Origin of the sequence: Flavisolibacter ginsenosidimutans, assembly GCF_007970805.1 — a bacterium.
Classification (GTDB): Bacteria; Bacteroidota; Bacteroidia; order Chitinophagales; family Chitinophagaceae; genus Flavisolibacter; species Flavisolibacter ginsenosidimutans.
On sequence record NZ_CP042433.1, the window covers coordinates 3,706,558 to 3,724,161 of the forward strand.

The 17,604-nt window shown below is 46.6% G+C and carries 18 protein-coding genes; 5 read left to right on the forward strand and 13 right to left on the reverse strand.

Annotated features, from left to right (window positions below; genetic code table 11):
* Positions 1 to 5: 5 nt before the first annotated feature.
* Entirely contained in the window at positions 6 to 1,814 is a 1,809-nt protein-coding gene (locus FSB75_RS15705; protein WP_146789429.1) for an alpha-L-rhamnosidase-related protein, read from the forward strand.
* A 79-nt stretch (positions 1,815 to 1,893) separates the two neighbouring features.
* Here the strand turns inward: FSB75_RS15705 and FSB75_RS15710 are convergent, their stop codons facing one another.
* From FSB75_RS15710 to FSB75_RS15725, 4 genes are all read right to left on the reverse strand, one after another.
* Entirely contained in the window at positions 1,894 to 2,334 is a 441-nt protein-coding gene (locus FSB75_RS15710; RefSeq protein WP_146789431.1) for a VOC family protein, read from the reverse strand.
* Positions 2,335 to 2,622: 288 nt separating this feature from the next.
* Positions 2,623 to 3,075 carry a DUF4262 domain-containing protein gene (locus tag FSB75_RS22390; protein WP_146789433.1) on the reverse strand — a complete coding sequence of 151 codons (453 nt, stop codon included), beginning with the start codon at positions 3,073 to 3,075 and terminating at the stop codon, positions 2,623 to 2,625.
* A gap of 194 nt (positions 3,076 to 3,269) precedes the next feature.
* Positions 3,270 to 4,277 carry a quinolinate synthase NadA gene (gene nadA / locus FSB75_RS15720; protein ID WP_146789435.1) on the reverse strand — a complete coding sequence of 336 codons (1,008 nt, stop codon included), beginning with the start codon at positions 4,275 to 4,277 and terminating at the stop codon, positions 3,270 to 3,272.
* Positions 4,278 to 4,304: 27 nt separating this feature from the next.
* On the reverse strand, positions 4,305 to 4,514 hold the full coding sequence (locus FSB75_RS15725; RefSeq protein WP_146789437.1) for a hypothetical protein: 210 nt from the start codon (positions 4,512 to 4,514) through the stop codon (positions 4,305 to 4,307).
* A gap of 447 nt (positions 4,515 to 4,961) precedes the next feature.
* Between FSB75_RS15725 and FSB75_RS15730 the strand changes: the two genes are divergently transcribed.
* Positions 4,962 to 7,091, forward strand: coding sequence for a peptidylprolyl isomerase (locus FSB75_RS15730; RefSeq protein WP_146789439.1), 2,130 nt, complete (start codon positions 4,962 to 4,964; stop codon positions 7,089 to 7,091).
* Between the two features lie 147 nt (positions 7,092 to 7,238).
* On the forward strand, positions 7,239 to 7,763 hold the full coding sequence (locus FSB75_RS15735) for a DUF2480 family protein (protein WP_146789441.1): 525 nt from the start codon (positions 7,239 to 7,241) through the stop codon (positions 7,761 to 7,763).
* A gap of 119 nt (positions 7,764 to 7,882) precedes the next feature.
* Here FSB75_RS15735 and FSB75_RS15740 read toward each other — a convergent pair whose 3' ends face one another.
* Together FSB75_RS15740 and FSB75_RS15745 are read right to left on the reverse strand one after the other, a co-directional pair.
* Entirely contained in the window at positions 7,883 to 9,130 is a 1,248-nt protein-coding gene (locus tag FSB75_RS15740) for a glycoside hydrolase family 10 protein (protein WP_146789443.1), read from the reverse strand.
* A gap of 112 nt (positions 9,131 to 9,242) precedes the next feature.
* On the reverse strand, positions 9,243 to 9,692 hold the full coding sequence (locus tag FSB75_RS15745) for a MarR family winged helix-turn-helix transcriptional regulator (protein ID WP_146789445.1): 450 nt from the start codon (positions 9,690 to 9,692) through the stop codon (positions 9,243 to 9,245).
* Between the two features lie 182 nt (positions 9,693 to 9,874).
* Here FSB75_RS15745 and FSB75_RS15750 point away from each other — a divergent pair, with 182 nt between their 5' ends.
* Positions 9,875 to 10,309, forward strand: coding sequence for a hypothetical protein (locus FSB75_RS15750; protein ID WP_146789447.1), 435 nt, complete (start codon positions 9,875 to 9,877; stop codon positions 10,307 to 10,309).
* 7 nt (positions 10,310 to 10,316) lie between these two features.
* On the opposite strand, the gene FSB75_RS15755 is transcribed toward FSB75_RS15750, so the two are convergent.
* From FSB75_RS15755 to FSB75_RS15765, 3 genes are all read right to left on the reverse strand, one after another.
* Positions 10,317 to 11,342, reverse strand: a complete 1,026-nt coding sequence (locus FSB75_RS15755) for a radical SAM/SPASM domain-containing protein (RefSeq protein ID WP_146789449.1) — start codon at positions 11,340 to 11,342, stop codon at positions 10,317 to 10,319.
* Positions 11,343 to 11,462: 120 nt separating this feature from the next.
* On the reverse strand, positions 11,463 to 12,212 hold the full coding sequence (locus FSB75_RS15760; RefSeq protein WP_146789451.1) for a glycosyltransferase family 2 protein: 750 nt from the start codon (positions 12,210 to 12,212) through the stop codon (positions 11,463 to 11,465).
* A gap of 74 nt (positions 12,213 to 12,286) precedes the next feature.
* Positions 12,287 to 12,985, reverse strand: coding sequence for a T9SS type A sorting domain-containing protein (locus FSB75_RS15765; protein WP_172623171.1), 699 nt, complete (start codon positions 12,983 to 12,985; stop codon positions 12,287 to 12,289).
* A gap of 193 nt (positions 12,986 to 13,178) precedes the next feature.
* On the opposite strand from FSB75_RS15765, the gene FSB75_RS15770 reads away from it, so the two are divergent.
* Positions 13,179 to 13,973 carry an amidohydrolase gene (locus FSB75_RS15770; RefSeq protein WP_146789454.1) on the forward strand — a complete coding sequence of 265 codons (795 nt, stop codon included), beginning with the start codon at positions 13,179 to 13,181 and terminating at the stop codon, positions 13,971 to 13,973.
* A gap of 38 nt (positions 13,974 to 14,011) precedes the next feature.
* Here the strand turns inward: FSB75_RS15770 and FSB75_RS15775 are convergent, their stop codons facing one another.
* The 4 genes from FSB75_RS15775 to FSB75_RS15790 all read right to left on the reverse strand — a co-directional run bounded on the left by FSB75_RS15775 (position 14,012) and on the right by FSB75_RS15790 (position 17,570).
* Positions 14,012 to 14,701 (reverse strand): hypothetical protein, encoded by a 690-nt coding sequence (locus FSB75_RS15775; RefSeq protein ID WP_146789456.1) that lies wholly within the window; start codon positions 14,699 to 14,701, stop codon positions 14,012 to 14,014.
* Between the two features lie 132 nt (positions 14,702 to 14,833).
* Positions 14,834 to 15,724, reverse strand: a complete 891-nt coding sequence (locus FSB75_RS15780; RefSeq protein WP_146789458.1) for an alpha/beta fold hydrolase — start codon at positions 15,722 to 15,724, stop codon at positions 14,834 to 14,836.
* A 245-nt stretch (positions 15,725 to 15,969) separates the two neighbouring features.
* Complete coding sequence (locus FSB75_RS15785) at positions 15,970 to 16,428, reverse strand: hypothetical protein (protein ID WP_146789460.1); 459 nt, start codon at positions 16,426 to 16,428, stop codon at positions 15,970 to 15,972.
* 131 nt (positions 16,429 to 16,559) lie between these two features.
* The gene (locus FSB75_RS15790; protein WP_172623172.1) at positions 16,560 to 17,570 is read right to left on the reverse strand and encodes a potassium channel family protein; all 1,011 of its coding nucleotides are present in this window, start codon (positions 17,568 to 17,570) and stop codon (positions 16,560 to 16,562) included.
* Positions 17,571 to 17,604: the final 34 nt, after the last annotated feature.

A 17,604-nucleotide genomic window follows, 5' to 3' on the forward strand; every position in this document is an offset into this window, starting at 1 on the left:
ACGGAATGCGATTGCTCGGTATAAAAAATTTTCTTCTTTCCCTTTCATCGTTCTGTTTTTTTCTGCAAGCTTCTGCGCAACTGCCGCCGGTGTTTTCTGCAACCCAAAAAGAAAAAATTGCAAAGGATGAAATCAGCCGTTACTACATCGCTCCGCAGCGCATTGTATGGACCAACGATAGCACGCAAGGCATCGTTACCAACGCACAACTCTTGCTGCAAAAAGGAACCGGCCAGCCTTACTTTGGTGCGCAAGCGGTTTGCAAATTCATCAACAAAAAAGGCTATGCAGGATTGGTGCTGGACTTTGGAAAACAGATTCACGGAGGCTTGCAAATCACCACGTCGCAAAGCAACCGCGTAACGAGAAAAGTGCGCATTCGTTTTGGCGAATCGGTGAGTGAAACGATGAGCGACGTGATTGGCGACGGCACAACGGGATTGGAAGGCGGTGCAACAAATCATCATGCGATGCGTGATTTTATTGCTACGCTTCCAGGTTACGGAACACTGGAGATTGGCAATTCCGGTTTTCGTTTTGCACGAATAGACTTGGTAGAAGCCGACAGCGTTTTGGCGTTGAAAGAAGTAAGAGCTGTGTTGAAGATTCGTGACTTGCCTTATCTCGGTTCCTTTCGTTGCAGCGACGAACGATTGAATCAAATATGGCTCACCGGCGCTTACACCGTGCAACTGAACATGCAGGATTATTTATGGGACGGTATCAAGCGTGACCGCATGGTTTGGCTCGGCGACATGCACCCCGAAATCATGACCATCTCAAACGTTTTTGGCTACAACGACATCGTTCCAAAAAGTTTGGATTTCGTTCGCGACCACACGCCGTTGCCAAATTGGATGAACGGCATCAGTGCTTATTCCATGTGGTGGGTCATCATTCAGCACGATTGGTATATGTTTCATGGAAGGCTTGATTACCTGAAGCAACAAAAAGCTTATTTACTTCCCTTGCTGGATTTGTTCATGAGCAAAGTTGATGCAGCCGGAAAAGAAAATATTTACGACAAAAGCTTTCGCTTTTTGGATTGGCCGTCGAGCGAAAACAAAGGAGGCGTACACGCAGGCTTGCAAGCTTTGATGGTGATGACGTTTGAGAAAGCTGCAGTGCTTTGCGATGCGTTAAATGAAACAACAAAAGCAAAAACTTGTCGCGAGATGGTGACAAAAATGAAGCGATACGTTCCGGACGCAAACGGTTCAAAGCAAGCCGCATCGTTGATGGCGTTGGCCGGTATTATTCCCGCTGCAAAAGCAAACGCAGATGTGATAAGCGTTGGCGGCGCAAAGAACTTTTCTACCTTCTTTGGTTATTACATGTTACAGGCGCAGGCGAAGGCCGGCGATTACGAAACGGCGCTAAACAATATTCGCAGTTACTGGGGCGGCATGCTCGACATGGGTGCAACAACTTTTTGGGAAGATTTCAATTTAGAGGAAGCAGCGAATGCCGGCCGCATTGATGAAGTCGTTCCTGCGGGCAAAAAAGATTTTCACCGCGACTGCGGCGCTTACTGCTACATTGGTTTGCGCCGAAGCCTTTGCCACGGCTGGGCCTCCGGACCAACGCCCTGGCTAACGGAAAATGTGTTGGGAATAAAAGTTCTTTCACCCGGTTGCAAAGTGATCAAGATAGAACCTCACCTTGGTGATTTGGGCTTTGCCGAAGGCAGCTTTCCCACACCTTACGGTGTTGTAAAAGTGAAGCACACAAAGAGTGCAGATGGAAAAATAAAAACCGAAGTGCAAGCACCGAAAGAAATAAAAATTACACGAGCAGAAGAAAAAACTCTTTAACGCGAAACGGCTACAAAGGCAAAACATTTCTCATTCTGTTACTTCATTGCTGTTCGGTGCTCGCTTTGTTTTTCGCCAATTACTGCTGCCCGTTATCTTTTGGATCAAATTCCACTATCCATTCAATACCGTATTTGTCTCTAAAACAACCAAAGTATGAACCCCAGGGACTGTCACCAATAGGCCCTTCTATTTGTCCTCCAGCGGAAAGCCCGTTAAATAAGCTGTCTGCTTCTTCTTTACTTTCCGCAACGATTACAATTTTACTCCGGTTCTCGTTTTCGTTTGTTTTTCCCATGCTCTCCGGAACATCGTTTCCCATCAACATATTGCTCTTACCGATTGGCAAAGCAATGTGCATGATTTTATTTTCTTCTTTTTCCGCTACGGGGAATTCAGGGCTTGCAAGGTCTTTGAAACGAATAATTTTTGCAAATTCTCCGCCAAATACTGATTTGTAAAAGGTGAAGGCTTCTTCCGCATTTCCGTTGAAGTTAATGTGAGGATTGATGAGTGCCATAGTTATTATAATTGGTTTGTAAGGTTCAAACGTACTGCTTAACTAAAAACCAAATAAGGTATAATCGCGTCAAAAAAGAGGTTGTTTGCGCCAGGAGTTGCATGGAGATGTAAACCAGAATTGGTGAAAGTTGTCAATTACAATGCAGCTAACTGAAAAGGCATTTGTGAAGGCATGGAATTAGAATTCCTTCAGCATAACTTTTGCTTTGAATTTCATTAATGATTCGTTGTTGAAGTTAGAAGCTTAGCCATGCTTTTACAAATACCATGTTGTTTACATGTCACTCTATTTTTTAAATATTCCCATTATTTCTTGGTCGTAATTGTAACCCACTTCATTGGGGAAATTCCCTTTCGTATCCGGGTAGACGATTTGCAGATATTTATATTCTTCACTTCCGTAAAATCGAACGCTCGAAAGTGCGTAATCCATCAAATTGGGTGTCGGCACTTCAATAAGGTAAACAGGAAATCTGCTCGTAAGATTCGGTATTTTGGTTTCTAACGGAATTGATTCTGCATTCTTGAATAATTGTACGTAGCTGTCAACCAAGTCGAACGATAGGTTTTTCGGCAAGGAGGATATAAATATCTCCGGAATATTAAAACTCTTGAAGATGCCAGTGGAATAACAATATGAGGGGCTTTCGTCCGCTAACACGAACGTGATATGGTAACCGTGGTTTCGAATGTTTTGATCGACCTGTTGAAAATAATCCTGTTTATGTTGTTCTCTCATTTGGCTTCTGGTGTTTTGCGTTGCGCAGTTTCGGTGTTCAAAATAACCAATTCATAGGAAACAAGAAGCCTGCAGTTGCGGCCTCTTGTTTCCCGTTTCGCGTTTCGTTTTCCAAACGAGAAACGGGCATCGCAAAAACGCAAGCTTCAAAATGCCGTAAAGTTTTTTAGCACTTATTCACAACCACAAACAAATTACAATCCCAGTTTCGCACTAATCTCCAGCATTCTATCCAATGATTTCTTCGCCTGCACACGCAATTCTTCGTCCATGATAATCTCCGGTTGTTCGTATTCCATGCACAGGTAAACTTTTTCCAGCGTGTTGCGCTTCATGTGCGGACAATCGTTGCAGGCGCAACTGTTGTCCGGCGGTGCGGGAATGAAGGTCTTGTCCGGCGCCTGCTTTACCATCTGGTGCAAAATACCGGCCTCTGTTGCCACGATAAATTCTTTGTTGGGGGAATTCTTGGTATAATTCAGCAACTGCGTTGTAGAGCCTATAAAATCGCTTACACGCAAGATTGGCTCTTCGCACTCGGGATGCGAGATCAGCTTCGCGTTCGGGTGGCGTGTTTTTAGCCTGGTGATTTTTTCAAGACTAAAGATTTCGTGCACCATGCAGGCGCCGTTCCAAAGCAACATGTTTCTGCCCGAGGTGCGGTTGATCCATCCGCCCAGGTTTTTATCCGGCGCAAAAATAATGGGCTGCTCCGGCGGAAAGCTTTCTACAATCGCTTTTGCATTGCTCGATGTGCAAATCACATCAGTCAGTGCTTTAATGCCCGCGCTGCAGTTGATGTAAGAAATCACCACGTGGTCGGGATGCTGCTCTTTAAACTTTTTGAACAAGGGCGGCGGACAACTTTCACTCAGCGAACAACCCGCTTTTAAATCGGGAATCACCACCTTCTTTGTCGGGTTTAAAATCTTTGCCGTCTCGGCCATGAAATGCACACCGGCAAACACAATCATGTCCGCATCGGTTTTCGCGGCCTGTTGTGCAAGACCCAGGCTGTCGCCAATGTAATCGGCTATGTCCTGTATGTCAGGTTCCTGGTACAGGTGCGCCAGAATGATGGCGTTCTTTTCTTTTTTCAATCTTTCAATCTCGGCAAAGAGGTCCAGCGTGGGATCAACGTCCACGTCGAGAAAGCCTTTTTCCTGCACTTCGTTTTTCGCTATCAACAATTCCTGCTCCATGTAATAATTAAATAATAGTCTATTATTTTAAAAGAAACCTATTACTATTAAGGCTGTGAATTTGGGGATAAAGCCTTTTTGCTTTTTAGCGTCTGCAAAGAACGTGCACTTATCCACAACATTCGCAAGCTTGTGCACAGCAAAGGTAGCGGCGGATGGCGCAACGGCGGCTTTATCAACAAGGTTGTGGATTACCCTTTCTGTAAAACAATTTTTATGATTCGGTTTTTTGGTCATGTGAATTCAGTAGGGATAAAACGGAATAAATGAACAGCGCTCAGCGGGCTCTCGTCAAACAAAAAACTTGCGGGCAAAAACTGCACGATGGCTTTCACAATTCAACACCGTTTGTTCACAAGGAACAAGGGTTATCCACACGACCTGCTGGTGAAAAATTGAAGCGGCGAAAAACCGTTGGGCAGTATCGCCATTTTCGCTGCGTATATATTAACTATGCCGGTGCAGCAGTAAAAACACAAAAGTGGATTTAAGAAAAAGAAAGTCGTTCACCGGAAAAGAGCCGTTCTTCGGCGAAAGCCGCTTTCTATTTAAAGGCCTTTTCGATTTCTTGCAGCGGCATGAAACCCTTTCAAATCAAGGCTTCGGCCGCTGTTTTCCACATTTTGTGTATAAATCGAATTGCCCTATTTTCGCCGTCCTTACAAAATAGAACACCACCACACTATGTCAGTTATCCAGAAAATCAGAGACAAATATGCCCGCATTGCGGTAATAGCGATTGCGCTTGCGTTGTTGGGTTTCATCATGATGGATGCCTTTGCCGGCCGCAGCCGTTTGTTCGGCGGCAACGAAAGCACCATCGGCAAAATCAACGGAAAGAAGATTGATGCCCAAACTTTTCAGCGCCGCGTGTCGGATATTGTCAAGCGCCAGGGACCCAATGCGCAGCAAGACGTTACGCAACAGGTTGTGAACGAACTGTGGCAGCAGGAAGTAAGCGACGAAGTGATGGGTGAACAATACAAAGAACTGGGCTTAACGGTAAGCGACAAAGAACTGGACGCAACAATGTTCAGTCCAACGCCTTCGCAGGTGGTGCTTCAGGCCTTTGGCGTACAAAACCCGCAACAATGGGACCCGGCACAACTGCGCCAGACCATCAATCAAATTAAAAAAAGCGGAACAGCCGAGCAAAAGCAACAGTTAACCGAAACCGTTGACTATCTCGAAAAGCAGATCCTGATGAGCAAGTACATTGCCTTGCTTGCCAACTCTTCTTACTTTCCTAAATGGTTTTTGGAAAAACGCAACGTGGACAACAGCCAGATGGCCAAAGCCGCTTACGTAAGCGTGCCTTACACAAGCATTGCCGACAGCACCGTGAAAGTAACCGATGCCGAAATTGAAGATTACCTGAAGGCGCACAAAAAAGACTATGAGCAGAAAGAAGAAAGCCGCTCCATTTCCTACGTGCAGTTCAGCGCCGCACCTTCGTCGGCCGATAGCGCCGCGGTGCGTGAAAAAATGTTGCCGTTGAAAGATTCTTTCCAGCATACAAGCAACGTGAAAGACTTTTTGATCAACAACCGCAGCCTCGCTCAATACAACGATAGCTGGATCAGCGCCAAAGACCTGCAACTGCAGAACAGCGACAGTATTTTTAAAGCGCCAGTAGGCAGCGTTTCCGGTCCGTTTGTAGAACAGGGCGCTTACCTGTTGGTAAAAATTCTGGATAAGAAAACCCAGCCCGATACCGCCAAAGTGCGCCATATCTTAATTGGCCTGAACGACCCGCAAACCGGTACGCCGCTTCACGATTCGGTTACTGCAAAGCGAATTGCCGACAGTGTTAAGAACGTTATCGCTTCCGGTGTTCCGTTTGACAGCGTGGTAATGAAAGTTTCTGATGATCCAGGCAAATTGATGAACCGTGGCGTGTACGACAGCATTACCCGCACCGCACAACTGGTTCCTGAGTTTAAAGACTTTGCGCTTAACAATCCGGTGGGAACAAAAGGCGTAGTGAAATCTCAATTCGGTTATCACTACATGGAAGTGTTGAACCAGCGTGGAAGCTCGCCGGTTTACAAAGCTGCTTTCTTTGTGCTGCCCATTGAGGCCAGCGCCGAAACGCAAACGAACGCCAGCAACGCGGCCACCATGTTTGCCGGCAACGCCAAAGACGAGAAATCCTTTAAAGAATATTTTGACAAGAACATTAAAGGAAAGAAAGTGGCTACAACCGATGCGCCGCTTACGGCCACCGTTCGCCCGATGGAATACAACCTTCCCGGTGTACAAGGTTCGGCCCGCGAACTCATTCGTGACGTGTTCAAGGCAAGCAAAGGCGATGTGCTGAATCCCATCTCCATCGGCAGCAATTTTATCGTGGCCGTGGTAACGGATGTAAGCGAGCCGGGACTGCCTTCGGCAAGCGCTGCACGCCAAATGGTTGAGCCAATTCTTTTAAATAAAAAGAAAGCCGACAAGATCAAATCGCAAATAGGCAAGGTAACTGACCTGAATACCATCGCTTCTAAATTCAACCAACAGGTGCAAACCGCCGATAGCATTCGCTTCAGCGGCGCTGGGCCTTTGGGCTTTGAAGGAAAAGTAATTGGCGCCATGTTTAACCCGGCCAATAAAGGAAAAGTTTGTGAAGAACCGATAGCCGGGCAAATGGGCGTTTATGCCATTCGTGTGGACAATACCTTTACCGGCGCCGTCGAAAACGCAAACATTGAACAACAACGCCAAATGCTGGAAATGCAAAGCCGCCAGCAAATGGGTTCTCCGCTGGAGCTTTTGCAAAAAAGGGCAAACATTAAAGATTATCGGGCGAAATTCTATTAAACCCGCACATGAGAGAAAAACAGAGAGGCCGTTCCGAGAGGAATGGCCTCTTTTGTTTTTAGCGGTCTGGCCGCTGCGGAGGTTTCTCAATTTATAAAGTTTCCAAGAGCGACCTGACCGCTAAAAATCCGTGGTTAGTTTTGCAACATGAGCGATGCCATTGTAAACAAGGTTGCGGCCAGCGGGTTGATTACGCTGAATCTCGAAGATTATTTGCCCAAAGAAGAAACGGCTGTCTTTGACCTGAAAGATTATCTCTTCATGGGCCTTATTCTGAAAGAAAAAGATTTTCGCGAAGCATTGAAAAATCTTGACTGGTCTGTTTACCAAAATAAGAGCGTGGCCATCACATGCAGCGCAGATGCCGTCATTCCAATGTGGGCTTACATGCTGGTGACAACCCATCTGCAACCCGTTGCCAAAAGCAGTTACATTGGTACGGCCGAAGAAATACACAAGCATCTTTTTCTTCAGAATATTAGTTGCGTCAAGGCCGAAGAGTTCAAAGATCAGCGCATCGTTGTAAAAGGCTGCGGCGATGTAGAAGTAGGGCCGTTTGCTTATGCAGAAATTACACGGCTGTTGCTTCCGCATGTAAAAAGCATTATGTACGGAGAGCCTTGCAGTACCGTGCCGGTCTATAAAAAATCAGCGCGGCTGAACGCTGAATAGACTTGTAGCCGTACAAGTTGTGGTGCAACGGGCGGCGAAAGAATTACGATTACCGGTAGCCATAATAAAAGTTCAATCACGTCAATGATTGAGCTTTTATTATTATCGGAAAGATTTTGTCAGAAAGTGCCGCTGCTGGAAGTGCTGACAGAACCAACGCCTACTGTTGGTTTCTTTGGCAACCACGGCATTTCGGGAACCATTACTTTCTCCTTGTAATAGTTATTTCGCAACTGGTCGTTCCAACCGTAAGGATTTTTGTCAAAGGTGGTGCTGCTGAAGTAAATCTGTCCCTGCACGTTTTCCATCGCACGGGTTGAATCAATTTGCCGCGGCAATTGTGTACGGTCACGCCAGGCAAGGTTGCTGCCGGCTTTGTAATAACCCAAGCCAATGTAGCAATGCCGCCCGTAAGAGTGTTCGTTCCACCACTTTACGATGGGTTCAAAGGGCGCATGTTTTTGCGAGAACTCCCAGTACACTTGTGGCGCCACGTAATCAACCCAGCCTTTCTCCAACCAAAGCAAAATGTCGGCGTATAAATCATCGTAATTGGTCACGCCGGCCTTGGTGGCGCTGCCGTCGGGATCATCGCTTTGGTTGCGCCACACACCAAAAGGCGAAATGCCAAACTTTACCCAAGGCTTTGTTTCGTGAATCACCGCCGTGAGTTTGTAAATGATGGAATCGGTATTACTTCTGCGCCAATCGTCTTTATTCATTCCGTCTCCGTACAAACGATACGAAGCGGTGTCGGGAAACTCTTTTCCCGCAATGCGGTAAGGATAAAAATAATCGTCCATGTGAATGGCGTCCACATCGTAGCGTGTCACAATGTCTTTAATCACGTTCACCACCCAAGCCTGCGCTTCCTTGTTGCCGGGGTCGAAGTAAAGTGTGCCGCCGTATTTCAAAAACCACTCGGGATGTTGCTTGGTAATGTGGTTCGGCGCAATGGAAGCCTTGCCGATAGCGAAGTTGGCGCGGTAAGGATTTACCCAGGCATGATACTCAAAGCCGCGTTTGTGTGCTTCGTTAATGGTAAACTCCAGCGGATCGTAATAAGGCGAAGGCGCTTTGCCCTGCGTGCCGGTAAGCCACTGGCTCCAGGGTTCATAAGGCGAAGGATAAAACGCATCGGCCGAAGGGCGCACCTGCACAATAACAGCATTCATGCCGTTGCGCTGGTGCATGTCGAGCTGGCGAATGTATTCAGCTTTTTGGCTTTCCGGATTATACTGCCCGGGACGCGGCCAGTCAATGTTGTCAACCGAGGCAATCCATACGCCGCGGAACTCAGGTTTTGCTTGTGCAAAACATTGCACCAGCAAGAGGCTAATAAAGGCGGAGAAAATAAATCTTTTCATAGACGTTATTGGGTGGTTGAAGGTAAAAGCTCAGACCGAAAAACAAAGCGGAGGTTCGCCAGAAGATTGTGAAAACGGGACAAAGGAGATGGATTTAGAGGCCGGTGAACTTTTAGGACCGCATCTTGTCAAGAAGAGAACTTAATTGCCCGGCTTCTTCTTCAGTAAGATTTCCGGTAACGGCATTCATCTTCTCCGAAGCGTTATCAAGGCGTTGCAACAGCGCTTTTCCTTTTTCGGAAATGGTTACGTCAACAAGGCGTTTGTCTTTTGGACAGGTATGCTTTTCCACCAGGCCCTTCAGCAGGAGCCTGTCCACAAGGCGACTGGTATCGCTGGCCTTGTCCAACATGCGTTCGCGGATTTGTAAGGTGGAAAGTGGCTTTGGATACGTGCCGCGCAAGATGCGCAGGATGTTGAACTGCTGGTGCGTAATGTCTTCCCGCGAAAGAAATTCTTTAATTTTTTCAATGGCCCAGCCGTAGGTAAACAAGAGGTTCACCAGCGCTTTTTGTTTCGTGTCCTGAAAACTATTTTGATGAATGTCTTTTTCAATTCCCACTTGGCAAAGGTAAGAGTTGACACAGGCGGGGAGGTAGCGAAGCCGAAGTGGAGAGGGAATTTAGCCTCGTTTTAGCACTGTGTCAATTTTCTGCATTTTAAACGGGTTGAGCAAGTTGGGGCAAAGTTTTTGTACCGGATAAAGGCGTACATAAAGAATTTTTTAAACCAAAAATCTCCTTCATGAATTACGAATTTGAACAATCGCCTTTTTCAAGAGCCGTGCTGACAAGTGTTTTTGTGGGTTTTATTGCAACCATCGTTTGCCTTGTTTACAACATCATCTTCCGGGAAAGCACGGGCTATAAGCCGGCCGACTTCATCAACGTTTCGTCTTTGATCTTTGCCGTCAACATCATTTTCTTTGTCATTGGAATACTTTTTTTTGTCTTTCATAAAAACGGCAAAAAAGGCGACCTGTTTTTCGGGATACTGTTTGGTGTCATTACACTTTTCTGCATTTGGGGTGCAAGCGGAGCAACCATGATGCATGACCGTGTGCTGAGCTCCGAATTCAGAACCTTGCTCATCGGTATAATTGCCATCATGGGAATTGGCGCCGCGTTTTTTGTGCCTTATCTTTTTAACCACAAGAAGTTTACAGACGCGGTGATTTAAAGGAACTTCACCCCCACACCTTCACGCCTTCGGAGCAGTTGGCACAGATGTCAATGTTTTTGCGGCTTTGCAAAACCTGGCTCCGAAAGTGTTTAAAATCTTTGTTGTGCCAAAGCTCTTTAAAGGGCTGTTGGCGAAGGTTGCCCAGGTTGTGCTGGGCATCTTTGTCAAAGCAACAAGGCACAACGACACCGTCCCAGGTAATAACCGGGTCGTGCCAGAGACGCCAGCAATGGTTGGCGTTGTTCCCCTTAAACTCGTTTACACCGGCCTTGTTCTTTTTGTAGCGGCTGTATTTTTTATTGGTTGGAATAAGCCGGTTGGGATCGTTTTCGTAGTCGTAAACCTGCGCGGTTTTTAGCCTCACCTGGTCAACGCCAATTTCTTTTGCCAGCCGTTTTACGTCTTCAATCTGGTGTTCGTTGTGGCGCACAACAAGAAATTGAAAAATGACAAAAGGCGTTTTGCTCTTCAACTCCTTTTTCCACTTTACGATGTTTTTTGCGCCTTCCAAAACCTTGTCAAGGTTGCCGCCAACACGGTATTGTTTGTAGGTTTCCTGCGTGGTGCCGTCAATGGAAATGATTAACCGGTCAAGGCCGCTTTCAACGGTTTTTTTTGCGGCCGCATCGTTGAGATAATGTGCGTTGGTTGATGTGGCGGTGTAGATTTTTTTTGACGCGGCGTACTTCACCATCGCCAAAAAATCGGGGTTGAGATAAGGCTCGCCCTGGAAATAAAAAACGAGGTAAGAAAGTTCCCTGTAGAGTTGGTCAATGGTTTCTTTAAAGAAGTTTTTTTGGAGCATCCCGGTTGGACGAGTGAAAGCCCGCAAACCACTCGGACACTCGGGGCAGCGAAGGTTGCAGGAAGTAGTTGGCTCAAATGAAATGGAAACAGGATAACCCCACTGCACCGGCTTCTTTGTCCATTTGCTCCACAGGTACGACGCATAAACTTTAAAAGCGTTGATGGCTCTTCGAAAGGTTAGCTTGCGCAAAAAGTTTACACTGTCGCTCCAGTTCCATTGCATGGTTCAAAGATAATGCGCTACACTGCTGAATAACGTTCTGAACGTACAAGTGTGCGACGCAACGAAAGGTGAAGCGAATTAACAAAGCTGGTCAACAAAAATTTCTTTGTATGAAACCATCTACTTTTTCGGCAAATACATTTTGTTTTTCAGCAAGCCCCACTTGCACAAACGGTGCACCAGCGAAACCCGCAGCACGCCCAATCCGTAAACAGCGCTTCGCTTGAAATTAATGCTCGAAGCTTCTTCAAAGTATTTTGTAGGGCAGGTTACTTCGGCAATCTCATAGCCGAGGTAAATGATTTGCGAAAGCATTTCGTTGTCGAAGACAAAATCATCCGAGTCCGTATCAAAGTTCACACGCTCCAGTATTTCTTTTGAAAAGGCCCGGTAACCGGTATGATATTCGGAAAGCTTTTGACCCACCAAAATGTTTTGCGTGAAAGTGAGAATACGGTTAGCAATGTATTTATAGACAGGCATGCCACCGCGCAGTGCGCCGTTGCCTAAAATGCGGGAGCCAAGAACAACGTGGTAAAGATTAGCCGCAATTAAATGCGCCATGCTCGGGATGAGCTTGGGCGTGTATTGATAATCGGGATGAAGCATGATGACGATGTCGGCATTCAGCTCCAATGCTTTTTTGTAACAGCTCTTTTGGTTGCCACCGTAGCCACGGTTTTGTTCGTGAATGATGACGTGTTTAATGCCGATGCTTGTGGCGAGTGTGGCGGTGTTGTCTTTGCTGCGGTCGTCCACCAATACCACGTCATCTACAATGTCAAAGGGAATTTCATTGTAAGTCTGCTCAAGGGTTTTTGCAGCGTTGTACGCCGGCAGCACCGCCACTATTTTTTTCCCGTTTAACATGCGGCGCAAAAGTAGGGAAGACGGATGACAGATGGCAGAAGACGGATGACGGTGTTGAAGCTCTCTGCTGTCATCTATCCTACCACAATGCGCTGCACGTGCTGCGGTCTGTCGCCCGATAAAAGCCGAACGAAATAAACACCGGTATTTAACGGCGGCAGGCCAATGGTGATGGTGCCGGTTTGTCCGCTAATGCCTTTTTCGTACACGGCTTGTCCGGCACTGTTTACCACTTGCAGTTTTTCAAAGGCCTGCCCGGTTTGAATGTAAAACGTGCTGCCTTTTACTTCGGTTGGAAAGATCTTGGTCGTGTATTCTTCCTCCGCTACTTGCACGGCCGGCGAATAAGCAATAGTGTTGGCGCCGGTTACAATACCGATGCGGTAATACACCAACCGGTTGTCTTCAAAGCGGTGGCGAAAAACATAACGGCCGCCGTTCACGCTTTCAAGATGAACAACGCCGGCTTGTTGAAAAGTCTGTGCGTCGCGGCTCCATTCTACCACAAAGTTTGCGGCGTTATTCCATGCGCCAATGTTCCAGACAATTTCGTTTTCCCCAACCAGGCGGTTTGCGGAAAGGTTGTTGATGCCGATATAACCATTGGTAAATTGAACCGTGAGCGGGAAGGTTGTTTTTGTCGCCAGTCGCGGCATTTGTGCGGCCCATTGATCTATTTGCCAGTAATCGCCGCTGCTGATGGGCTGAACGATGGGTTGTGCGTTAACGATGGCCGCAGCCAACAAGAACGGAATGAGTATCGTCTTTTTCATACACCACAATTTTCTAATAAGAGGTAAAACAAAGTCAGTGCCGGAAGAAAAGGCTGAGGCTGGAAGAAGGAAGTCAGAAGTAAGAAATCCGATTTCTGGCATCCAGCTTCTTGCTTCTGTCCTCATCCTGCACTTTCCTGTTTGCAGCGATTGGTGGAAGTTTGATTGCGCCGCCCGGCGTATTTTGCAGCCTATGTCGTCGTTAACGTTTACACTCATTCAAACGAGTCTCCATTGGGAAGACAAGCAGGCCAACCTTCAAATGCTGGAAGAAAAAATCAAGGGAATTAAGGAAAAAACACAAGTGGTCATTCTGCCCGAAATGTTCAGCACAGGCTTTAGCATGAAGCCCGAAGAACTTGCTGAAACGATGCAGGGAGAAACAGTGAAATGGATGAAACGTGTGGCCGCAGAAAAGAAAATCATTCTCGCGGGCAGCCTCATTATCGAAGAGGAAGGCAAATATTACAACCGCTTTATCTGGATGTTGCCCAACGGCCAATACGGTTGTTACGACAAGCGTCATCTTTTTGCTTTTGCCGGCGAGGACAAGCACTATACAGGAGGCAGCGAACGCTTTATTGCATCGGTAAACGGATGGAAAATAAACCTGTCGGTGTGTTATGATCTGCGCTTTCCGGTGTGGGCACGGCAACAATTTGACGAGGAAAAAAATTTTGAATACGATGCGTTGATCTACGTAGCCAACTGGCCCGAACGAAGAAGCACGGCCTGGAAAAGTTTATTGCAGGCACGTGCCATCGAAAATCAATGTTACGTGATTGGCGTAAACCGCGTAGGCAATGATGGCAACGACATTTATCACAGTGGCGACAGCATGGTGGTTGATCCGCTGGGTGAAGTTCTTTATCACAAAAAAGATGACGAAGATGTGTTTACTATCACGCTGAACAAAGATGATTTGAATACCGTGCGGGAAAAGTTTCAGTTTTGGCGCGATGCGGACAGGTTTGAAGTTTTAGCATAGGCTACCTTTTCCCTCTCGCATGATGGCTTGCTACCCGGTTAATTCTTTACAACCTCCGGTGCTGGCTTCGGCGTTGCAATGTCTTGCCGGATCACAATCTTGTCAATTTCCCACGCTGCTTTTAAGCATTGTTGAATGCCAATACTGTTGCCGGCAATGGGTGTATAAAGCTGTTTCAATACTTCCTGGTCATTGATGCGAAAAGTCAGTATGCTATCCTTTTGTACGAGTTCGTATTTATTCAGTTGCCTTGGGTTAAAGGTTGTCATCCATTCAGAAGGCAGTTCTTCTTCGGTAATGTATGTCCATTTCAGGTTAAAAAGCTCAAGTTTTACTTTGCTCCTCAGCATGAGCGTTAATTGATAAAGACTGGAGGCAACGCGACCATCGGCCATTCGTTGGTTTTCGCCCCATTGTAAATCTATAACATCTGCAACGTCATCGCCATGCAAAAATTTTGCGTACAACGTAATGGAGAAATTGTTGAGCGTATTTAAACCTGGAATTATTTTGTTGTACCAAAGGCATCCCCGGCTGATAAAGTTTTTTTCGAATTTTTCAATGTGAAGAACACCGTCTTTAATGTCAACAAAAAAGCTCGAATCATGTTGCAGTCGCCAGCCGTTCCTGTTGTCATTAAAATCATCTTCCAATAAGATTTTTTGACTGAAGACACTGGTTGTAAAAAAGCTTGTCAAAAGCAGCGTAAGTAAGGTTGTCCGAAGCATTCATCCAAGATAATACTGTTATCTCAAAAAGCGGTTGGATGGTATTCAGAAAACGCAACAAACGCCAGTTAATCAAGCAACGGCGCATAAAAAAGTTCCCGCACTAACGGGAACTTTTGCCTCAAACTTTATTTACATCGACACCGAACTATCTCTTCTGCTCGACACCGTTTGCTGCGCGTTTCCATCAGATGCAAAATCAATGATGTCCTGGTTCAATCGTTTGCGTTCGGTATAAAACAAACCGTGCGGTGCGCCTTCGTACACTTTGTAAACCGCGTTTGGAATCATCTTCGCCGTGCGTTCGCTGCTGGCTTCAATCGGCACCGTTTTATCCGCATCACCGTGAATAATAAGCGTAGGAACGTTCACTGCTTTTACGTCGGCACGAAAATCGGTGTTGGCAAAAGCAATGGCGCATTGCTGCGTGGCTCTTGGCAAAGCCACTTCGGCCAGACCGCGGAAGTATTGCAGGTAAGGCTTGCTCACCGGGTGCTCCAATAAACCAACGCCAAAAAATTGCTCGCCAAACGTGTCCAGAAAAGCAATGCGGTCTTCTTTCATCTTTTCCATCATCTCGGCGAATACGGCTTGCGGCACGCCTTCGGGATTGTCGTTCGATTGACCCAAATAAGGCACAACGGCACTCACCAAAATTACTTTTGAAACACGACCACTGCTTCCGTAACGATTCAGGTAACGCACCGCTTCGCCGCCGCCCATTGAAAAGCCTACCAACACTGCATCACGCAAATCAAGGGTTTCTAAAAGAGCGTTTAAATCATCGGTCATCGTATCGTAATCGTAACCGTTCCAGGGCTTGTCGCTTTTGCCAAAGCCACGGCGATCATATTTCACTACGCGAAGGCCCGCGTTCACCAAGTCATCAATCTGGTATTCCCACATGTCTTTGCTTGAGGGCCAGCCGTGAATGAGCACAACGGGGCGGCCTTTGCCGTAATCTTTGTAAGAAAGCTGAATCTCTTCGCCGGTGGCGGCGTCTTTTGTTTTAATGTATTTCATCGCCAAAAGTTTACTGTAAGAAGAGTTCAGCCCAAAAAATCATTCCGCTTTCTTTCCCTGGAAAATGCCTCGGTGCGTTTGAGAATCATTGTCAAGACCCACGTTTAAATTAAACGGCTGCCTCTGTTCGAAACCGGTATTCTCACAAAGCGAAATCTCTTCTACAAATTTTGTACGGTTGAATTTGCTAAAGAAACTTACTGATAAGAACGGCAAAGCGCACCGAAGCTTTGCATGAACTCCCGTTAACGTTTTGCAACGCCTTGGTTGTCTTTCCACGAAAGCGTAGCCAGCAGCCGGCCTTCCGGCAATTCGTTCGAAGCGTAATAAACGTTCAAATGGTTGTTTTTGTCTTTGGCAATGTCTTTCCGGTAAAAGCTCATAAAAAAGCTGTTGCCGTTGGCATCGGCGAAGGTTAATTGTTTAACCAGTTCGGCCTTTTCGTTGCGAAACAAGAGCACTCGTTTTGTTCCCACACGTCCGCAATGCAGGTAAGAAACATCAATCTTGTCGTTATCACTCGCAGCGGAAAACTCCAGTGTTTTTGCGCCTTTGGCTGCGTACACAAATTGCTGGCATACCCGTTTTCCGTTCAGGTAAATTTCAAAAACGTCGCCGCCTTTTATAGCAAAAGAAAAACTTACTGCACTGAGTAAAGCGAAGGCGATAAGGCCGAGAAAAGAAGAGCCCGAAAACTTTTTCATAAAAAAATTTTTTGTGAAAGAATGAGGCGAAGAATTGAATCCGCCGTTTGCTGTCACAAAAAAAGAAAGCGGAGCGATGCCTCCCTGGTGTTGTTTGATGAAAAGCGTAAAGCGCTTGACGTGACGTTCTTTTATTCGCCCACATTCCGCTTCATCTCCGCAATTTGTTCTTTCGTGCCCAGCACAATTACTTTCATGTCTTTACCAATGACGATGTCATCGGGCGGGTTGATGCAAAATTTTCCGTTCTCGTCTTTTACACCGATGCAGTTTACACCGGTCTTCTTCCAGTCCATGATTTCTTTCAAGGTTTTGTCGCGCATTACCGGCGGCAGCTTGTGATAACCCACGGCTTCAATGTGAATGGACTCGCCGTCTTCGCCCGATAAAAAATCAATGAACTCAATTACGTCGGGTTTTGAAACAAGCGTGGCCATGTGCGTGCCACCAATGAGGTCGGGCATCACCACGTGGTTGGCGCCGGCCTTGTACAATTTGGCCGTAGCGCTAACGGTAGAGGCGCGGCTAATGATGTTGAGACCCGGATTGAGCGACCGCGCCGACAGCACAATGAAAACGTTGTCGGCATCTTCGGGCAAGCTCACCAAAAGACTGTTTGCTCGTTCAATGCCGGCCGCAATCAGCACTTCGTCTTCGGTGGCATCGCCGGTTAAATACACCAGCGAAGGATCATTGTGCTGTTGCAGGATGTCTGCATTTTTTTCGATGATGACGAAATCAATCTTGTGTGCCCTTAAGGTTTTTGCTGCTTGTTGTCCGTTGCGGCCAAAGCCGCAAACAATTACGTGCCCTCTTTTTTTTGCCAACTGTTGCATAAGCCGTTTTTGGGTGAAGTCGCGTGTGAGTTCGCCGCTGATGACGTATTGCGTCAGCCGCGCCAGCACGTACGTAAAAGTGGTGAAAGAAGTAACGATGAAAACGATGTTGAAGAGACGGCCTGCATCCGACAAGGGCCTGATCTCGTGATAGCCGATGGTGGTGATGGTGATGACGGCCATGTATAGTGCGTCAAAAAAATTATAGCCTTCGATGAGCATGTAGCCCGCCACGCCAAACAGCAGAACGAACAGCACAATGAGCAGCCACAAACGAAGCGAAGGAATTTTTTTGGTAAACAACATAACCGCCGGTTGCATCAAATTTCCTAAGAAGTTT

Bases quoted from the DNA above. Each gene is read 5' to 3' on its own strand.
- FSB75_RS15705 (WP_146789429.1), top strand. From the start codon at position 6: ATGCGATTGCTCGGTATAAAAAATTTTCTTCTTTCCCTTTCATCGTTC.
- FSB75_RS15710 (WP_146789431.1), bottom strand. From the start codon at position 2,334: ATGGCACTCATCAATCCTCACATTAACTTCAACGGAAATGCGGAAGAA.
- FSB75_RS22390 (WP_146789433.1), bottom strand. From the start codon at position 3,075: ATGAGAGAACAACATAAACAGGATTATTTTCAACAGGTCGATCAAAAC.
- nadA (WP_146789435.1), bottom strand. From the start codon at position 4,277: ATGGAGCAGGAATTGTTGATAGCGAAAAACGAAGTGCAGGAAAAAGGC.
- FSB75_RS15725 (WP_146789437.1), bottom strand. From the start codon at position 4,514: ATGACCAAAAAACCGAATCATAAAAATTGTTTTACAGAAAGGGTAATC.
- FSB75_RS15730 (WP_146789439.1), top strand. From the start codon at position 4,962: ATGTCAGTTATCCAGAAAATCAGAGACAAATATGCCCGCATTGCGGTA.
- FSB75_RS15735 (WP_146789441.1), top strand. From the start codon at position 7,239: ATGAGCGATGCCATTGTAAACAAGGTTGCGGCCAGCGGGTTGATTACG.
- FSB75_RS15740 (WP_146789443.1), bottom strand. From the start codon at position 9,130: ATGAAAAGATTTATTTTCTCCGCCTTTATTAGCCTCTTGCTGGTGCAA.
- FSB75_RS15750 (WP_146789447.1), top strand. From the start codon at position 9,875: ATGAATTACGAATTTGAACAATCGCCTTTTTCAAGAGCCGTGCTGACA.
- FSB75_RS15755 (WP_146789449.1), bottom strand. From the start codon at position 11,342: ATGCAATGGAACTGGAGCGACAGTGTAAACTTTTTGCGCAAGCTAACC.
- FSB75_RS15760 (WP_146789451.1), bottom strand. From the start codon at position 12,212: ATGTTAAACGGGAAAAAAATAGTGGCGGTGCTGCCGGCGTACAACGCT.
- FSB75_RS15765 (WP_172623171.1), bottom strand. From the start codon at position 12,985: ATGAAAAAGACGATACTCATTCCGTTCTTGTTGGCTGCGGCCATCGTT.
- FSB75_RS15770 (WP_146789454.1), top strand. From the start codon at position 13,179: ATGTCGTCGTTAACGTTTACACTCATTCAAACGAGTCTCCATTGGGAA.
- FSB75_RS15775 (WP_146789456.1), bottom strand. From the start codon at position 14,701: ATGCTTCGGACAACCTTACTTACGCTGCTTTTGACAAGCTTTTTTACA.
- FSB75_RS15780 (WP_146789458.1), bottom strand. From the start codon at position 15,724: ATGAAATACATTAAAACAAAAGACGCCGCCACCGGCGAAGAGATTCAG.
- FSB75_RS15785 (WP_146789460.1), bottom strand. From the start codon at position 16,428: ATGAAAAAGTTTTCGGGCTCTTCTTTTCTCGGCCTTATCGCCTTCGCT.
- FSB75_RS15790 (WP_172623172.1), bottom strand. From the start codon at position 17,570: ATGTTGTTTACCAAAAAAATTCCTTCGCTTCGTTTGTGGCTGCTCATT.